The following is a 16,676-nucleotide window of genomic DNA, read 5'->3' on the forward strand; positions in this document are numbered from 1 at the left end:
CTCAGGCCTCGAAATTGCCGGCGCGGAAATCCATCGCGAAGGCGGGCGATGCCTTCCACTTGATCGATTTCGGCTTGGCCGTGAAGGTCGCGTTCTGATGCAGCACCGTGTAGGCGGGGTCCTCGCGCTCGGCGATCTCCAGCATGCGGCGGAACGCCTTCTTGCGCGCCGCGCGGTCGGTCGAGGTTTCCAAGAACTCCGAAAGCGTGTTCAGCTCGGCGTTGGTCCACTCGCCGATCTGTTGCTGCTGGCCGTTCGGCCCGTGCTGGGCGACCAGCGAGGAGACGGGATCGTTGAAGGCGGCCGAGTTCGACCAGTCGCGCACGGCGCGCGTGGGCGCACGTTCCATGATCTGCGACCAGTTCTCCTTGGTCTCGATCTGGACGTTGAGGCCGACCGACTTCCACATCTCGACCAGGACCTGCGCGGTCGCGACCTGGTTGGTGTAGTAGTTGTTGAGCAGGCGATACGGGATCGGATCGCCCTTGTAGTTGGCCTGCTTCAGCAGGTCCTGCGCGAGCTTCGGATCATAGGCCGGCACGTTCCAGTCGGCATTGAACATGTCGCCGTAGAATTCCCACTGCAGGCCCTTCGGCACGCGGGTGCGGCCGGCCCACAGGCTGTCGACGATGGCCTGGCGGTCGATCGCGTGGGTAAAGGCGCGCCGCACCAGCGGATTGGCGAGCTGGGCGTGGTTCTTGTCGAACACGGTCAGGCGGTGATTGAGGATGGTGCCGCCCTGCACTTCGAACGCCGCATTCTTCTCGATGCCGGCGATCTGGTCCGGCGGGATGTCGCAAGCGAACTGGTACTCGCCCGAGAGCAGCCCGTTGATGCGGCTCGCGACTTCAGGGACTTCGAGGAAGCGGATGCGCTTGAGCGGCGGACGGCCGCCCCAATATTCATCGTGTGCTTCCAGCGTCAGCGAGACGTCGGGCTTGAGCTCGACGACCCGGTAGGGCCCGGTGGTAACAGGCTTGCGCGCCCAGTCGAGATAGCTTGCGGACTCGTCCCAGGCCCGGCGGTTCATGATGTCGGAGCCGTAGCGCGACAGCCGGCCTTCGATGGTGACGTCGGGCGTCGCGTTGTAGAAGCGCACGGTGTATTTGTCGACGGCGTCGACGCGCACGAGGTCCGGCCAGATCCGGCGCGCGACGGCGGGCACATCGGGCGGCAGTTCCTTGCCCGGACGCGGCGTCGGGATCTTCTCGAAGGCCTGGATGGTGGAGCGGCTCTTGGCCTCGGTCTCGCCGAACATGCGTTCGCGGCTGAAGGAGAAGACCACGTCCTCCGCCGTCAGCTCGTCGCCATTGTGGAACTTGACGCCCTGGCGCAGCTTCACCTCGACGGTCTGGTCGTCGATGCGGCGCCACTCGGTCGCAAGGCCCGGCACGGCCTCGAGGCTGCCGCGCCAGTTCTTGGAAATCAGGCCCTCCCAGATCGAGGAGAAGAACACGCGCTCGCCGACATTGGACTGCTCGCGCAGCACGTCCAGCACGTTCGCGTTGGTCACCTTCTGCACGGCGATCGTCACCGACGGACGATTGTCGCCTTGCGCGATAGCAAAGCGCGGCAGCAGCAGCGTGCCCGCAGCCGCGGTGCCGGATTTCAGGATGGTGCGACGGGTGAGTTTGCTCATGACGATAGGCCCTGCCCTTGATGAGGTCGGTTATTCTGCGAGGCCAAGCGCGGCGAGATGGGCTGCGCCGGCGCGGACGTCGTCGTGTTTGCGGAGTTCGAGGATCAGCCGCGGGTTCGAGGTCAGCCGGCCCAGCGCGCGGAACACCGCGACCCACGGGATGTTGCCCTCGCCCGGCGCCCAGTGCCGGTCGGCAAAGCCGTCGGTGTCCTGGAGATGCACATGCGTCAGCATGTCGCCGGCGGTCTCGACATAGTAGTCGACCGGCGGCGCGCCGGTGGAGATGTGGGCGTAGTTGGCGTGGCCGGTGTCGAGCGAGACGCGGACCTTGCCGCTCTCCAGCGCCTTGGCGAGGCGCACGCGGTCGCGCGGATCCTTGTCCTCGATGTTCTCGATGACGATCTCGCAGCCGGTCGTCTCGGCACGCGCGATCACTTCGGCGAGGGTCGCCCTGACCCGTTCGACCAGATTGCCGCGATTGTCCGGATAAAGATCGAGATTGTTGTGGTCCCAGGTCGTGAACGGCGAATGGATCACCATCTGCGTGGCGCCGAGGAACTCGGCGGCTTCCAGCCCCTGCAGCAGGCGCTTGGTCACCGCCTGGCGGATCATCGGGTCGTGGCTGTCGATCTTGAAACCCCAGAACGGCCCGTGGATGCCGAGCCGACCGGTATGGCCTGCGAGCATCTGCTTGATCTCGCCGGCGGTCGCGCGCCAGTCGCTATCGAGGAGATCGGCGCGGAAGAAATCCTGGATCTCGAGATCGCGCTGCCGTTCCAGAAGCCAGTCGCGATGCGCGGGGATCGATTTGATGGACAGTGCGGCGCCCAACACCGGCTTCGACATGGCTTGCTCCTTTGACCGTCAGCAATGACGGGAGCAGCGCTAGACCAGTTCAATGACAGGCCCGTGAAACCGATGTTCCGCAGCGTCGAGCAGATGTGGACATCCCGCGCGTCGCCAGCATCGATGTTGTGCAGCGGCGCTGGCGTCGATGCAGGCACGTGCAGTCTGCCGCAGAAGCAAGCTGAATCGTGTCCGTAGTGCTCCGGAATGGAATCCTATTCCGATGTCGCGTACATCGCGCGACATCGATCGGCGGCCACTTCCAAGGGCATCACCCTCTGATCGCGCACCACGGGGTTGGGGGACCACATGGGGCGGGGGATCGAAGGCTGGGGCAAGGTGACGAGGTCCGGACTCCTAGGCACTCCGGACCTCGTGCTTTCCTTCAGCGCGAGCCTGCCAGCATATCGCTAGGCCCACATAGACCCACTCCACAGCAGCTCCGGCTGGCGCCCTCGGCTCACATCGCATCCTTCAGCGTCAGCCGCGCCGTGAACGTCACGCTGATCTTGCCGACCAGCGCCATTCCCTCGACTTCCGCGCCACCGGGGAAATAATCGCCGGAAAAGCCGCAGGTGACCTCCCTGCCTCCGAACACGAGAGACCGGCCGACCGCTTCTGTGTGCTGGTTGACGATCATGTCGCCACGCCATTTCCCGTTCCGGAACGTGTAGCTGCCGGTGTAGTAGAAATAGCTGTCACCACCCATGATACGTCCGTCGCAGAGCACGACCACGCCCCGCGCCTGCCCGCGCTTGCCGTCACGCATTTCGATGTCGAAGATGTAAAGGCCGTTGACGACGCTGGCCTCTTCACCCGTTTCTGAGCCTTCCCCGGCCGACATCAGATCGTCTCCCCAGCAATGTCGATCCGCCGCGTCATTCAGTTCGGTACGTTCCGGTCGAGATCCTCGAGCCATGCCGCTGCGCTCGAATCCGACGGTGCACGCCAGTCGCCGCGCGGCGACAGCGAGCCGCCGGCCGAAACCTTCGGGCCGTTCGGCATGGCCGAGCGCTTGAACTGGCTGAAGGCGAAGAAGCGGCGCAGGAACACTTCGAGCCAGCGGCGGATCTCGGGAAGCTCGTAGGCCTTGCGCCGATCGTTCGGGAACGCTGGCGGCCATTCGCCCTTGGCGACATCCTTCCACGCCTGGAGCGCCATGAAAGCGATCTTGGACGGCCGCATGCCGAAGCGGAGCGTATAGAACAGGTTGAAATCCTGGAGCTCGTAGGGGCCGACGGAGGCTTCGGTGCTTTGCGGTTTCTCGCCGGGCTTGACCGGAACCAGCTCGGGCGAGATTTCGGCCGACAGGATCGAGGCAAGCGTCCGGTTGACGTCATCGCTGAACTGCTGCGAGGCGATCACCCAGCGGATCAGATGCTGAATCAGCGTCTTCGGCACGCCGGCATTGACATTGTAGTGCGCCATCTGGTCGCCGACGCCATAGGTGCACCAGCCCAGCGCGAGCTCGGAGAGATCGCCGGTTCCGATGACGATGCCGCCGTGGTGGTTGGCGAGGCGGAACAGATAGTCCGTGCGCAGACCCGCCTGCACGTTCTCGAAGGTGACGTCGTAGACCTTCTCGCCCTTGCCGAAGGGATGGCCGATATCCTTCAGCATCTGGGTTGCAGTGGTGCGGATGTCGAGTTCCTGCCAATTCGTCTGCAAGGACTTCATCAGCGCCAGCGCATTGGTCTTGCTCTCGCTGCCGGTGGCAAATCCCGGCATCGTGTAGGCGAGGATGTTTTCACGCGGCAGGCCGAGCAGGTCGACGGCCTTGGCGGCGACGATCAGCGCGTGGGTGGAATCGAGCCCGCCCGAGACGCCGATGACGACGCGCTTGGTGCCGGTCGCGCGCATGCGCTGCACGAGGCCGGCGACCTGGATGTTGTAGGCCTCGTAGCAGTCCTGCTCGAGCAGGCTCTCGTCGCTCGGCACGAACGGAAAGCGCTCGACCTTGCGCAGGAAGCCGATATCGGAGGCCGGCGGCTTCAACGCGAACGTCACCTTGCGGAAGAACGCCTCGCGCTGCCGGCGGTTGTCGTCGAACGTCCCCATCAAGGCGCGTTCCTGCCTGAGCAGGTCGAGATCGACGTCGGCGAACGTGATCTGGCCGCCCTGGCGGAACCGCTCGCCCTCGGCCAGCAGCACGCCGTTCTCGTAGATCGAGGTCTGGCCATCCCAGGCCAGATCAGTGGTCGATTCCCCTGCCCCTGCGGCGGAATAGACGTAGGCCGCGAGGCAGCGCGCCGAGGTCGATTGGCACAGCAGTGCGCGCGAGCGCGCCCGGCCGATCGTGATCGGGCTGCCCGAGAGGTTTATCAGCACGCTGGCGCCTGCGAGCGCGAGCTCCGAGGCCGGGGTCACCGGGATCCACATGTCCTCGCAGATCTCGACGCCGATGGTGAGGCCCGGCACGTCCTCGGCCGCGAACAGCAGATCGACGCCGAACGGTGCATGCAGCCCGCCGAAGACGATCGTCTCTCCGGCGATGCCGGCGCCGGAGGCGAAATGCCGCCCCTCGTAGAACTCACGGTAGGTCGGCAGGTAACTCTTCGGCACCACGCCGAGGACGTTGCCGCGATGAATGACGACGGCGCAATTGTAGATGCGATGACCAAAGCGCAGCGGCGCGCCGACGATCAGGACGGTCATCAATGCATCGGAGGCCTCGACGATGGCCGCGAGACCGCGCTCGACGGCGTCGAGCAGCGGATCCTGCTTGACCAGGTCTTCGATCGCATAGCCGGACAGGCACAGCTCGGGAAACACGGCAACCGCCGCCGACTGTTCGTGGCAGGCATTGGCGGCCGCCAGGATGGCCTTGGCATTGGCCGAGGGATCGGCGACGTGGGAGGTGGTCACGCAGGCCGCCACGCGCGCAAATCCGTGGGCGTAGATCGAGTGGAAAGTCATCGAGCGCAGTACCTTTAATCTCTTTCCGGCCGGCCGCAGCCGTCAGCTCCAGCCTATGTAGCTCATCGATCCGGCTCCGTGCAGGCCATTCGCCATCATGCATAACGGATTTGCGCCTCGCTCTGGCCGGCGAGCTCAGGCGCTGCGGGCCAGGACGCCGGTCAGATCGTCGCGCAGCCACTGGGCGATCCGGGGCCAGGCATGCGCGTGGGTCCGCGCACCCATGAACAGGCCGAGGTGATTGCTCGGCTCGGAGGCCGCCGCAATGAAGGCTGGCGGCGTGCCGACAAGGCCGGCGGTGGCGAGCGCCTGCGTCACCGGCACCACTTCGTCGTCGAGCCCGGCCAGCAGGAAGATCGGCGCCTTGACGTCCTTCAGATCAATCGCGCGGCCGAGCGCCACGAAGTTGCCGCCGGCAATCTGGTTCTCCCGGAAAATCCGGTTGACGATCTCGAGATAGTAAGTGCCCGGCAGATCGAGCGTCTCCACGTTCCACTGGTCGAAACGCGCGAGCAGTGCCCCGCCTTCCTCGTCGGATAGGCCCACTTGCAAGGCGGCTGCGATATCCTCGCGGCTTGGCGTCCTTGACCAGAAGCGCAGCATCTCCTCGCCACTGACATTGCCTCCGCCACGCGCGACGAGCTGGTCGTAGACCATCTCCGGCGCGTTGCGGGCGAGCCTGGATAGCGAGGAATCGATCGACAGGTCGACCGGAGCGCCGACCAGGACCAACCGCCGCACCTTGGCCGGAAAGCGCGCCGCATAGAGCAGCGACAGCCAGCCACCCTGGCACAGGCCGACGAGATCGACCGGGACGCCGATCTCGTCGATGGCGACGTTGAGATCGGCAAGATAGCTGTCGATCGAGAGATAGCGCATGTCAGGGGTGGCCGAGCGCCAGTCGGTGAGATAGACCCGGTCGATGCCGCCATTCTGCAGCGACTGCACCACGCTGTGGCCGGGCGCGAAGTCGGCGATCAGGGCCCGATGCAGCGCATAGGGTGCGCAGACCAGCGCCGGCTGGCCGGACCGGTCCTTCGTGCAATCGCGCAGGTGCATGGTCGCAAGCTCCAGCGCGACCGTGTTGGGCGTCGTCCACGGCAGGCTGCTGTCGGCAGGCTCGTCCGGCCCGCGCTCCATCCATCCGAACCAGGCGTCCATGGCGAGCCGCGCCGCCGCAAACGGCCACAGCAGCGGATCGCCAGGGACATGGTCCGGCCCGCCCGGCTGTTTGCCTGTCTTCGCCGCCATGGCTATCTCGCGATTCTCACAGGAATGCCTCGAAGCTGATCACGGAAATGCTGAGCTCGACAAAACTCCGATGGGCTGCAGCCACAGAACCGTCGAGGTCGATGCCACGGCAGGCATCCTCGATCACCACGACCTCGCACCCGGCCTTGCGGGCGTCCTCTGCCGAAAAGCGGACGCAGAAGTCGAGCGCGAGCCCCGCGACGAAGACGGTCTTCAACTCGCGCTCGCGCAAATACCCGAGCAGGCCCGTCGGCGTCCTGTGGTCGTTCTCGAACAGCGCAGAATAGGAATCGATGCCGCGCCGAAAACCCTTGCGCACCACCAGGCTCGCCCGGGTGACGTCCAGCTCCCCATGGAATTCGGCGCCCGCCGTGCCCTGCACGCAATGCGTCGGCCAGAGCACCTGGCTGCCGTAGTCCAGCTCGATGGTCTGGAACGGCTGCTTGCCCGCATGATTCACCGCGAAGGAGACGTGGTCGCTCGGATGCCAGTCCTGGGTCAGCACCACATTGGCGAATTTTTGGGCGATACGGTTGATGGCTGGCACGACTTTCTCGCCGCCGGGCACGGCCAGTGCCCCGCCGGTGCAGAAGTCGTTCTGCACGTCGATCACCAGCAGCACGTCGCGGTCGGAAATCTTCATCGCAAGGCCCCATTCCATTTGCCGGCTCCGCCGGCGCCGAACGCTCCCTCCAATGTCGATCTTCCGGTGCGGCTTCGCAACCGCCGATCGCGTGTGGCCATATCGCGCTGGCGGCCAAGGATCGTCTCCAGGATGCAACGGTTTGGCCTCGTCCGTGTTGACTAGGCACAATCAAGCGAGGATTCTCAAACCGTCCGCAAACTGCGGATCGGATCAGGAGCGGAGGCAAAGGTTCCCGAAGGCCGGCAAGGCCGCGGCGACCAAAGGGTCATGAGTATCGGCAAGACAGGAAAAATTCTTCTCGCCGATATCGGCGGCACCAATGCGCGCTTTGCGCTGAGCCAAAGCGAACCGGGCAACGGCGACCAGACCGGATCGATCGACTATGTGAAGGTCGCCGACTTCCCGACCGTCCAGGAAGCCATTGTCGACGTGCTGGCGCGCCGGGCCGGCGGCGAACCGCCCCAACGAGCCGTGCTGGCCGTCGCAGGCCCCGTCACCAACAACCGCTGCGTCATGACCAACAGCCCCTGGGTCATCGACGGCAACGAGCTCCAGCCAACGCTCGGCTTCGACAGCGTCCATGTGCTCAACGATTTCGAGGTGGTCGCCTGGTCCCTGCCCGCCTTGCGGTCCGCCGATCTGATCCCGCTCGGCGGACAAGATGGCCTCCCCGGAGAACCGTTGCTGGTGGTCGGGCCCGGAACCGGCTTTGGCGTCTCCTGTCTGGTTGAGCGCTATGGGGCGCGGCTGGCCGTCGTCACCGAGGCTGGCCACGCGACGTTGCCGGCAGAGAACGAGCGCGAGGAACGCGTGATCGCGTCCTTGCGCCGACGTTTCGGCCATGTCTCCATCGAGCGCGGCGCGCTGTCGGGCTCCGGCTTGCAAAGCCTCTACGAGGCACTCGCGGAGATCGACGGCGTCCAGGTGCCGCACCGCGACGCGGCCGCCATCACCAAGGCGGCCCTGGATGGCAGCTGCCCGGTCAGCCGCGCGACGCTGGAGATGTTCTGCGCCACCCTGGGCTCGGTCGCGGGCAACCTCGCGGTGACCTTCGGTGCCCGCGGCGGCGTCTATATCGCCGGCGGGATCGTGCCGCGCTTCCCGGAGTTCCTTGCGGCCTCCGCGTTCCGCGCGCGCTTCGAAGCCAAGGGGCGCTTCCAGGACTATTTGCGCAACATCCCGACCCGGCTCGTCACGAAGCCCGATGCCAGCTTCGTCGGGCTGAAGATGTTCGCCGACCACAATCCTGATTGAAGTGCGGCCGGCCGAGACCGTCCGGTCCGTTAACTAATTCACAGCTGATTGCATCCAAAGCGGGGTTCCACGCAGGATCGTGCTTGCCCGATTGTTTCCCATGGGAAACAATCCCGCGGAGTGCGCGGCGTAGTTGCGGGGGCGTGACATGCGTAAACCGGATCTGGGCTTCGACTATCACCGTTATCACCGCCTGCTGACCGAGGCGGACGACGAGGACAAACGGCTGGCGCTGATCGAGCTCCTGATCGAGGAAAAGGCGCGAGACCGGCTGGCCGCCCAGCGCGCCTCGGATCGGGCCGCCATGACCGCCCATACGATCGCCACGGTGCTGAGGAACGGTCGCGGCTGAGACCTGCAATCCCGCGCCGGGAGGCGCGAATCCGCGAGCCGATTGCGATTCCGTTAACGATCCCTCGCAATCTCGCGTCAAACTTTTTGCTCTAAGAGTTCCCTCACCTGATGCAATTCAGGGGTCAACACAGGGGGGAATGAACATGAGCATGATTTCGCTCGCCGCGATGCCGGCCGCCGTCGAAACGCGTTTCGCCGATTCTTCGTTCAAGACCATCTTGCTGTTCTGCTGCACGGGCCTCGTCGCCTCGTTCGGCCTGATGGCGCACGGCATCGACCTCACCGCCGGCCTGATTTGAGAACCCGACGAATTCCTTCGTTGCATGGCCGCCCCCGACGGGCGGCCATTTTCGTTGGCGATCCCAACGCGGCGCCGTCGCTCAGCGCGGTGCCCTCACCGTCGCTCAGTGCGGCGCCTTCGCCGTGGTTTCCGGAAACATCGAATCGATCATCGCCTTGAGCTGGTCGATCGAAATCGGCTTGCGCAGGATGGGCCTGCGGCGGAGCAGCGACGGCAGGAGTTCCGGCCCGTAGCCGGTGGCGAACAGAAACGGCTTGCCGCGGCGCTCGATCAGGTCGGCGACGGGATCGACGTAGAGCCCCATGAGGTTGATGTCGAGGATCGCGAGATCGTATTGCGCGGTCATCGCAAAGGCGCTCGCGTCCCGGACATTGTCCGCTTCCGCGACGACATGGTGGCCGAGCTCCTCCACCATGTCGGCCATCATCATCCGGATCAACGCCTCGTCTTCGACCAGGAAAACGGAGAGTCCGTCCGCCATATCAACCCCGCAGTCAGCTTGCGAAGCTAATCATACCCGAATTGCGGAAAGGATTCACGAATTCGTGGCGGGCGCCGTTAATTCGTACGCTGGCGATCCGATTCAACTTGATCAATCCAGCCCGCGCTCGTGGCTGAGGCGTACCATCTCCTGGATGAAGACCTGCTTCTGCTTGTCGTCGAGGCTCGAATAGAGCGGTTCGGCGGCGTCGGCGACATTGCGCTGGTCGGCCGCCCGGTCGATCAGGAACTGCGCCTCGTTGCGCATCTGCTCGATGATGTCGTCGGGCGGATCCCGCTTGGCGCGCGCAACCCGCAGGTTGAGCCGCTCCGCGCCATTATGCCCCAGGTAGTGCATGGCGCTGGAGAACCCGTACCAGTGCTTCTCCTGATCAGGCGTGAGATTCAGTTCGGTTTTGATCCGCTCGATGTAGGAATCGCTGTTGGCGACGATCTGTTCGGCCGACTGTTGCGGCGCGCCGGTCTGGGTGAGGACCGTGACATCCTTGTTGTCCTTGGTGTCCTGCGGCGCGTTCTTTGCTTCCTTGCTCGCCTTGGCCCCCTTGCCCGCCTTGGCGCTCTTGGCATCCTTGTCCTTGCCGGCGCCCTGCTGCTGCTTGGCATCCTTGGCCGCGTCCTTGTTAGCGTCCTTGGCGGCCGGCGCCTGGTTGCCATTGTTGCCGACGCCGAGAACGCCGGTGAAAACGCCAACCACGCCGCCGATCGCACCGCCGAGCACGCCACCGACCGGACCGGCCGCCTTGTTCCCGGCTGCCGCCCCCTCCTGAACGCCTTTGACCAATCCTTGAGCGTTCGCGACTGCGGCTGCGCCGAGCAGCAGCGCGAGCACGGACCCCAGCGCGAGCCATCGTCGCAGGTAAAGCCGCGCTGGCGGCGCCGGGTTGATCATTCTCGTCTCCATCGTCGAACTGATTGGCCTATCCGGGTGGAAGCCGCCCGCTGGTTGCAACACTATCGTTTCCGCCGCTTCAAGGTCCAGACGCAGCCAATTGCTGTCCACGCCCGAAAAGTCTTTCACGCGAAGCGGTTATGCAGGCTTATTCGAAACTGCGGCGTAATTGCGCACGGATCGTTCCAGGCCGGTTCGCGCACCGTGTGCGTCGCAAAAGGAGCAGCCACGGCGCAGGTCCGGCGCACCGCACCGCGGGCGCCGCCGCGCCGTCGGGCACAACGTTAGTTCTAGACGATCGCCATTCGGCCTTTCTCGACAGACGCGATCAATCATGATCTGATCGCGCTACCAATTTGCCGCGCCTCGCGTGATTGCAATCGGAGCTGACGGCACCAACAAGAAACGTTCAACGAGAATTCCAACAAGAAACGCCAACAAGAAAATCAAGAGCAAAACTCGGAAGAGTTAAGAGGAAACGCCAGAACAATAAAACATCCAAGCGAGGAAACGAGATGTCACGCAAGACACTGACGCGACGTCAATTTGTGGCTGCCACTGCAATGTCCTCCGCGGCGCTGATCACGGCGCCCTATGTCAGAGGCGCTTATGCCGCCGGCAAGCTCTCGATCGGCTTCTGGGACCATTGGGTACCCGGCGCCAACGACGCCTCCACGGCTCTCGTCAATGAATGGGCCGCGAAGGAGAAGGTCGAGGTCTCGATCGACTACATCACCAGCAACAACAAGAAGATCGAGCTGACTGCGGCGGCCGAAGCCCAGGCCAAGTCCGGTCACGACATACTTCAGATGCCGAGCTGGTGGCCGCACGCCTATTCGGAGAATCTCGAGCCGCTCAACGACGTCATGGAGCCGCTCATCAAGCAGAATGGCGAGGTGAACGGCACCGTCAAATATCTAGGCCAGTCGGGCGGCAAATGGCTCGCGATCCCAGCGACACCGGGCAGCCAGATCAAGGGCCCTTGCTCGCGCATCGACCTGATGAAGAAGCATGCGGGCATCGACGTGCAGGAGATGTACCCGGCAGGCAGTCCGCCGAAGGCCGACAACTGGACGATGGAGACGTTCTTGAAGGCTGCGGAAGCTTGCCAGAAGGCCGGCTTCCCGTTCGGCATCGGTCTCGGCGAGACCACCGACAGCGTCGATACAGCCGGCGCGATCTTCCAGTCCTTCGGCGCCGAGCTCGTCAATGCCAAGGGCGATGTCACGGTCAAGACCGACGCGGTGCGGCAGGCGCTCGAATTCTACAAGAAGCTGATCGCCGTGCTGCCGACGGACGCGCCCTCCTGGGATGATGCGTCCAACAACAAATGGCTGATCTCGGGCCGCGGGGCGATGATCCTGAACCCGCCGAGCGCCTGGGCGGTCGCCAAGCGCGACGCACCGCAAGTCGCCGAGCAGTGCTGGACGCACGGCTTCCCGGCGGGTCCGAAAGGACGCTTTGCCCCGTACCTGCCCTATTTCTGGGGCGTCTGGAGCTTCGGCAAGAACAAGGAGGCGGCCAAGAGTCTGCTTACCCATCTGTCCTCGCCCGCGGCGATCGAAAAGTTCGTCGTGGCGAGCGGCGGCTATGACCTGCCGGCCTATGCCAACATGACGACGTTCAAGACCTGGGCCGAGGTCGGACCGCCGAAGGGCACGCTCTATCACTACCCGAACCCGTACAACCACCAGACGCTGTCAATCGCCGCATCGCCGGCGCCGCCGAAGATCGCGCAGCAGATCTACTTCCAGGCCACGCTGACCAAGATGGCGCTGCGCTTTGCGCAAGGAGAGAAGTTGGAAACGGCGCTCGCCTGGGCCGAGGGCGAGTGCGAGGGCTTCATGCGGACCTGAGCCGGGTGTGTGCCGTGGCGGTTCATGCCTTCGGGTGTGAGCCGCCGGGGCGCGCTCTCGCTCCGTCCGCAAGCCAATGAAGCCGACCGGTCGCCGGCTTCACCGTTGAATCTTTCGCAAGAAAGCCTGACCAGAAAGTTTGACCCATGGCCGATGTCGTCGTTGAGCAAGGTCGCCTCGCTCGTGCCGGGAGCCCGCGCAAAAAGAACGCGAGCCTGCGCAATGTAATGGGTCGGAAATCGACCGTGGCGTTCTTCCTGACGCTGCCGCTGATCCTTCTGATCGCACTGTTCGTGCTCTACCCCGCCTTCTATTCGCTCTACCTGGCGACGCTGAACAAGGCGATGACGAAATTCGTGGGCCTCAGCAATTTCACCTTCCTGTTCAAACGCGAGACGTTCTGGATGGTGGTGAAGCAGTCCTGCATATTTGCGATCACCGCCGTGATCTTCAAGGCGCTGATCGGCTTCATCGTCGCGCATTTCGTCCACAACATTCCGGGCAAGAAGCAGCGCAAATGGCGCGGCATGCTGCTGGTGCCCTGGGTCATCCCGCCGGCAATGAGCACGCTGGCCTGGCTCTGGCTGTTCGATCCCTCCTACAGCGCCTTCAACTACACACTGTCCTTCTTCGGCGTCGGTCCGATCCCTGGCTCGGTGACGCCTTCTGGGCGCGCTTCTCCGTCATCCTCGTCAACGTCTGGTACGGCGCGCCGTTCTTCCTGATCATGTACCTCGCCGCGCTGAAATCGGTCCCCGACCAGCTCTATGAGGCTGCGGCCATCGACGGCGCGAACTGGTGGCAGCGCATCTGGTTCATCACGCTGCCGATGATGCGCAACATCATCGCGATCACGACGCTGTTCTCGCTGATCGTCACCTTCGCCAATTTCGACATCGTGCGCATCCTCACCTCCGGCGGCCCGCTCGATCAGACGCATCTGTTCGCCACCTGGGCGTTCCAGGTCGGCATCCAGAGCAGCGACATTCCACTCGGCGCCTGCGTCTCGTTGTTCATGGTGCCGATCCTCGCCGTCGCAGCGGTCTTCATCCTGCGCGATGTCTCCAAACGCGGGAACGAAGCCTGATGAGCACACTGGCAATCGACAAGGCCGGACCAAGCCGCAAGGTCAAACTCGGAAGCATGAGCCGGGACCGCACCTGGGCGCTACGCTGGTCCTACTTCTTCCTGGTGCTGTTTGCGATCTTCTTCCTGACGCCGCCGGTCTACATGCTGATCACCTCCCTCAAGAGCAGCGCGGAGATCTCGGCGGCAACCAATCCCTGGTGGGTCTTTCACCCGACATTGGCGAACTATGTCGAGCTCCTGACCTCGAACCAGTTCCTGCGCTTCTTCTGGAACTCGTCGATCATCTCGATCGTGGTCGTGATCGTCACGATGCTGATCAGCATCCCGGCGGCGTTCGCGCTCGCGCGGATGAAGTTCTGGGGCTCGGCGACACTCGCGACCGGTGTGTTCCTCACCTATCTCATCCCGGACAGCCTTCTGTTCATCCCCCTGTTCAAGATGCTCGCGGTGGTCCAGGAGTTCACCGGCATCCCCCTGCTCAACCGATGGTACGTGCTGGTGTTCATCTATCCGACACTGACCGTGCCGTTCTGCACCTGGATCATGATCGGCTATTTCGCCTCGATCCCGAAGGAGCTCGATGAGGCCGCCCTCATCGACGGCGCCTCCTGGCTCCAGACCCTGACACGGATATTCATTCCCGTGGCCCTGCCCGGGCTGATCGCCGCCACGATCTTCGCCTTCACGGTGTCCTGGGCGCAGTTCCTCTATCCCCTGGTGTTCACCACGTCGATTGATCAGCTCGTGCTGCCGGTCGGCATCACCACCACGCTGATCAAGGGCGACGTCTTCAACTGGGGGCAGATCATGACCGGCGCGCTGCTCGGTGCAGCGCCGCCGCTGGTCATCTACGCCTTCCTGATGGACTACTACATTGCCGGCCTGACCGCCGGCGCGACAAAGGGTTGATGTCTCATGGCTGACGTTGCATTGCGTAAGGTCGTCAAGCGTTACGATGATGTCGAAGCCGTGCGCGGCATCGACCTCGATATCGCCGACCATGAGTTCATCGTGCTGGTGGGCCCCTCGGGCTGCGGCAAGTCGACGACGCTGCGCATGATCGCAGGTCTCGAGGACATCAGCGACGGCGACATCATGATCGGCGGCGACGTCGTCAACGACGTGCCGCCGAAGGACCGCGACATCGCGATGGTGTTCCAGAACTATGCGCTCTACCCGCACATGACGGTCGCCGAGAACATGTCGTTCGGGCTGCGCCTGAAGCACTATCCCAAGGCCGAGATCAAGGCGCGGGTGACGGAAGCCGCACGGCTCCTCGACATCACCGACCTGATCGACCGCAAGCCGAAGCAGCTCTCCGGCGGCCAGCGCCAGCGCGTCGCGATGGGGCGCGCCATCGTGCGCAATCCAAAGGTCTTCCTGTTCGACGAGCCGCTGTCCAACCTCGATGCCAAGCTGCGCGTGCAGATGCGGATCGAGATCAAGAAGGTGCACCAGAAGGTGCGCACCACCACGGTCTACGTCACCCACGACCAGGTCGAGGCGATGACGCTGGCCGATCGCGTGGTGGTGATGAACAAGGGACGCATCGAGCAGATCGGCACGCCGAACGAGCTCTACCACAAGCCGGCGACACGCTTCGTCGCGGGCTTCATCGGCTCGCCGGCGATGAACTTCATCCCGTGCCGGCTGGAGGACGTCGGCGGCACGCTCCAGATCCGCCTCACCGATCGCATCGCCTTTGCGCTGCCGCCGGCCCGCGCCGCGCGCTACAACGCGCTGCCGCGCACCGACAAGCTGCTGCTCGGTCTCCGGCCCGAGCATCTCACCGAGGCGCATGCGCATCTGGGGCCGGGCGTTGAGAGCTTCGACACCGTGCTCGACGTCACCGAGCCGATGGGTATGGAGACCCTGGTCTATTTCGGCCTCGAGGGCACGCCGGTCTGCGGCCGCGTCGATCCCAATGCCGGCGCCAAGGACGGGGCACCCATGCGTTTGGCGATGGACCTCAACAATATGCACCTGCTAAACGAAGACACCGGCGTCGTGTTGTGACGCAGGTCCAAGAAATGCGAGCAGGCGGGGAGCGATGGCGACCAACAAGAAGAAGATTTTCGTTACACAAACTTTGTCGCAAGGGGCCCGCACCCTCCTCACCCAGCGAGACGATATCGAGCTCGTGGAATTTGCGAACCTGATCTCGGCGAAGGATTTTCAGGCGCTGTTGAAGAGCCATGCCCCGGTTCATGGCGTGGCGCTCGGCGCCACCGCGTTCGGCGAGACCGAGCTTGAGGCCTCGAAGGACATGAAGGTGGTGACGCGGATCGGCGTCGGCTACGACGCGGTTGACGTGCCCGCCCTCTCCCGCCGCAAGGTGCCGCTGATGGTCGCCGGCAGCGCGAATTCGCCCTCGGTCGCCGAGCAGGCGCTGTTCATGATGCTGACACTGGCAAAACGCGCGCAGGAGATGCATTCCTGCGTCAAGGACGGCAAATGGGCCGACCGTCTCGGCATGCTGCCGTTCGATCTCTACGGCAAGACCGTGCTGATCATCGGCTTCGGCCGCATCGGCACCCGCACCGCCAAGCGCTGCCTGGCGATGGAAATGAGGGTACAGGTCTACGATCCCTACAAGCCCGCCGCCGAGATCAAGGCCGCCGGCTACGAGCCCGTCGCCGATCTCGACGCTGCGTTGCCCCATGCCGACTTCGTCACCATTCATTGTCCGAAGACGCCGGAAACGGTCGGCCTGTTTGACGCGGCCCGGATCGGCCGGATGAAGCCGAAATCCTATCTCATCAATACCGCACGCGGCGGCATCGTGAAGGAAGCGGCGCTGTACGACGCGCTCACGTCCGGAAAGCTCGCCGGCGCCGGCATCGACGTGTTCGAGGTGGAGCCGCCGCCGGTCAGCAACGCGCTGTTCGCGCTGCCCAACGTCATCATGGCCCCGCATGTCGCGGGCGTCACGGTCGAGGCGGTGAGCCGCATGAGCGAACAGACCGCGCGCAACATCCTGAGCGTGCTGGACGGCGATCCTATCCGGCAGAACATCATCAATCAGGACGTGCTGGGCTGACCAAACCGCAAGGCGGGCGGCCCATCCGCCCGCCTTCGGAACGCCAGAATGCGTCCCATTTTGGTGCAGATCGAGCCCCAACTCAGCCTTAATC

At 64.2% G+C, this 16,676-nt stretch carries 15 protein-coding genes and 1 pseudogene; 8 read left to right on the top strand and 8 right to left on the bottom strand.

The features are described from left to right. Window position 1 precedes the first annotated feature (1 nt). From BJA_RS22750 to pncA, 6 genes are all read right to left on the bottom strand, one after another. On the bottom strand, window positions 2–1,639 hold the full coding sequence (locus BJA_RS22750; protein WP_011087315.1) for an ABC transporter substrate-binding protein: 1,638 nt from the start codon (window positions 1,637–1,639) through the stop codon (window positions 2–4). Window positions 1,640–1,669: 30 nt separating this feature from the next. Further along, a complete protein-coding gene (locus BJA_RS22755; protein WP_011087316.1) occupies window positions 1,670–2,485 on the bottom strand; it encodes a sugar phosphate isomerase/epimerase family protein in 816 nt (271 codons plus the stop codon). Between the two features lie 460 nt (window positions 2,486–2,945). After that, the gene (locus BJA_RS22760) at window positions 2,946–3,329 is read right to left on the bottom strand and encodes a GrlR family regulatory protein (protein ID WP_038967432.1); all 384 of its coding nucleotides are present in this window, start codon (window positions 3,327–3,329) and stop codon (window positions 2,946–2,948) included. A gap of 38 nt (window positions 3,330–3,367) precedes the next feature. Continuing rightward, window positions 3,368–5,401, bottom strand: coding sequence for an NAD(+) synthase (locus BJA_RS22765; RefSeq protein WP_011087318.1), 2,034 nt, complete (start codon window positions 5,399–5,401; stop codon window positions 3,368–3,370). Between the two features lie 135 nt (window positions 5,402–5,536). Then, on the bottom strand, window positions 5,537–6,652 hold the full coding sequence (locus BJA_RS22770; protein ID WP_011087319.1) for an alpha/beta fold hydrolase: 1,116 nt from the start codon (window positions 6,650–6,652) through the stop codon (window positions 5,537–5,539). A 16-nt stretch (window positions 6,653–6,668) separates the two neighbouring features. Next, the gene (gene pncA, locus BJA_RS22775) at window positions 6,669–7,313 is read right to left on the bottom strand and encodes a bifunctional nicotinamidase/pyrazinamidase (protein WP_011087320.1); all 645 of its coding nucleotides are present in this window, start codon (window positions 7,311–7,313) and stop codon (window positions 6,669–6,671) included. 252 nt (window positions 7,314–7,565) lie between these two features. On the opposite strand from pncA, the gene glk reads away from it, so the two are divergent. The 3 genes from glk (at window position 7,566) to BJA_RS42390 (ending at window position 9,205) form a co-directional block, all read left to right on the top strand. Next, entirely contained in the window at window positions 7,566–8,552 is a 987-nt protein-coding gene (gene glk / locus BJA_RS22780; protein WP_011087321.1) for a glucokinase, read from the top strand. 148 nt (window positions 8,553–8,700) lie between these two features. Continuing rightward, window positions 8,701–8,904, top strand: a complete 204-nt coding sequence (locus BJA_RS22785; protein ID WP_038967431.1) for a hypothetical protein — start codon at window positions 8,701–8,703, stop codon at window positions 8,902–8,904. A gap of 145 nt (window positions 8,905–9,049) precedes the next feature. Then, window positions 9,050–9,205 carry a hypothetical protein gene (locus BJA_RS42390; protein WP_165448160.1) on the top strand — a complete coding sequence of 52 codons (156 nt, stop codon included), beginning with the start codon at window positions 9,050–9,052 and terminating at the stop codon, window positions 9,203–9,205. A 105-nt stretch (window positions 9,206–9,310) separates the two neighbouring features. Here BJA_RS42390 and BJA_RS22790 read toward each other — a convergent pair whose 3' ends face one another. Both BJA_RS22790 and BJA_RS22795 read right to left on the bottom strand, forming a co-directional pair. Continuing rightward, entirely contained in the window at window positions 9,311–9,688 is a 378-nt protein-coding gene (locus BJA_RS22790; protein WP_011087322.1) for a response regulator, read from the bottom strand. Window positions 9,689–9,799: 111 nt separating this feature from the next. Next, the gene (locus BJA_RS22795; protein ID WP_038967430.1) at window positions 9,800–10,597 is read right to left on the bottom strand and encodes a Spy/CpxP family protein refolding chaperone; all 798 of its coding nucleotides are present in this window, start codon (window positions 10,595–10,597) and stop codon (window positions 9,800–9,802) included. A gap of 515 nt (window positions 10,598–11,112) precedes the next feature. Here BJA_RS22795 and BJA_RS22800 point away from each other — a divergent pair. From BJA_RS22800 to BJA_RS22820, 5 genes and pseudogenes are all read left to right on the top strand, one after another. Further along, entirely contained in the window at window positions 11,113–12,453 is a 1,341-nt protein-coding gene (locus BJA_RS22800) for an ABC transporter substrate-binding protein (protein ID WP_011087324.1), read from the top strand. A 146-nt stretch (window positions 12,454–12,599) separates the two neighbouring features. Further along, window positions 12,600–13,540, top strand: a pseudogene (locus tag BJA_RS22805) (carbohydrate ABC transporter permease). Beyond that, a complete protein-coding gene (locus BJA_RS22810; RefSeq protein ID WP_011087327.1) occupies window positions 13,540–14,451 on the top strand; it encodes a carbohydrate ABC transporter permease in 912 nt (303 codons plus the stop codon). Before BJA_RS22805 ends, BJA_RS22810 begins: the two are co-directional and overlap by 1 nt. A 6-nt stretch (window positions 14,452–14,457) precedes the next feature. Then, entirely contained in the window at window positions 14,458–15,558 is a 1,101-nt protein-coding gene (locus BJA_RS22815) for an ABC transporter ATP-binding protein (RefSeq protein ID WP_011087328.1), read from the top strand. A gap of 34 nt (window positions 15,559–15,592) precedes the next feature. Next, window positions 15,593–16,582 (top strand): hydroxyacid dehydrogenase, encoded by a 990-nt coding sequence (locus BJA_RS22820; RefSeq protein WP_011087329.1) that lies wholly within the window; start codon window positions 15,593–15,595, stop codon window positions 16,580–16,582. The last annotated feature ends 94 nt before the right edge of the window (window positions 16,583–16,676 follow it).

The organism is Bradyrhizobium diazoefficiens USDA 110 (assembly GCF_000011365.1).
Classification (GTDB): Bacteria; Pseudomonadota; Alphaproteobacteria; order Rhizobiales; family Xanthobacteraceae; genus Bradyrhizobium; species Bradyrhizobium diazoefficiens.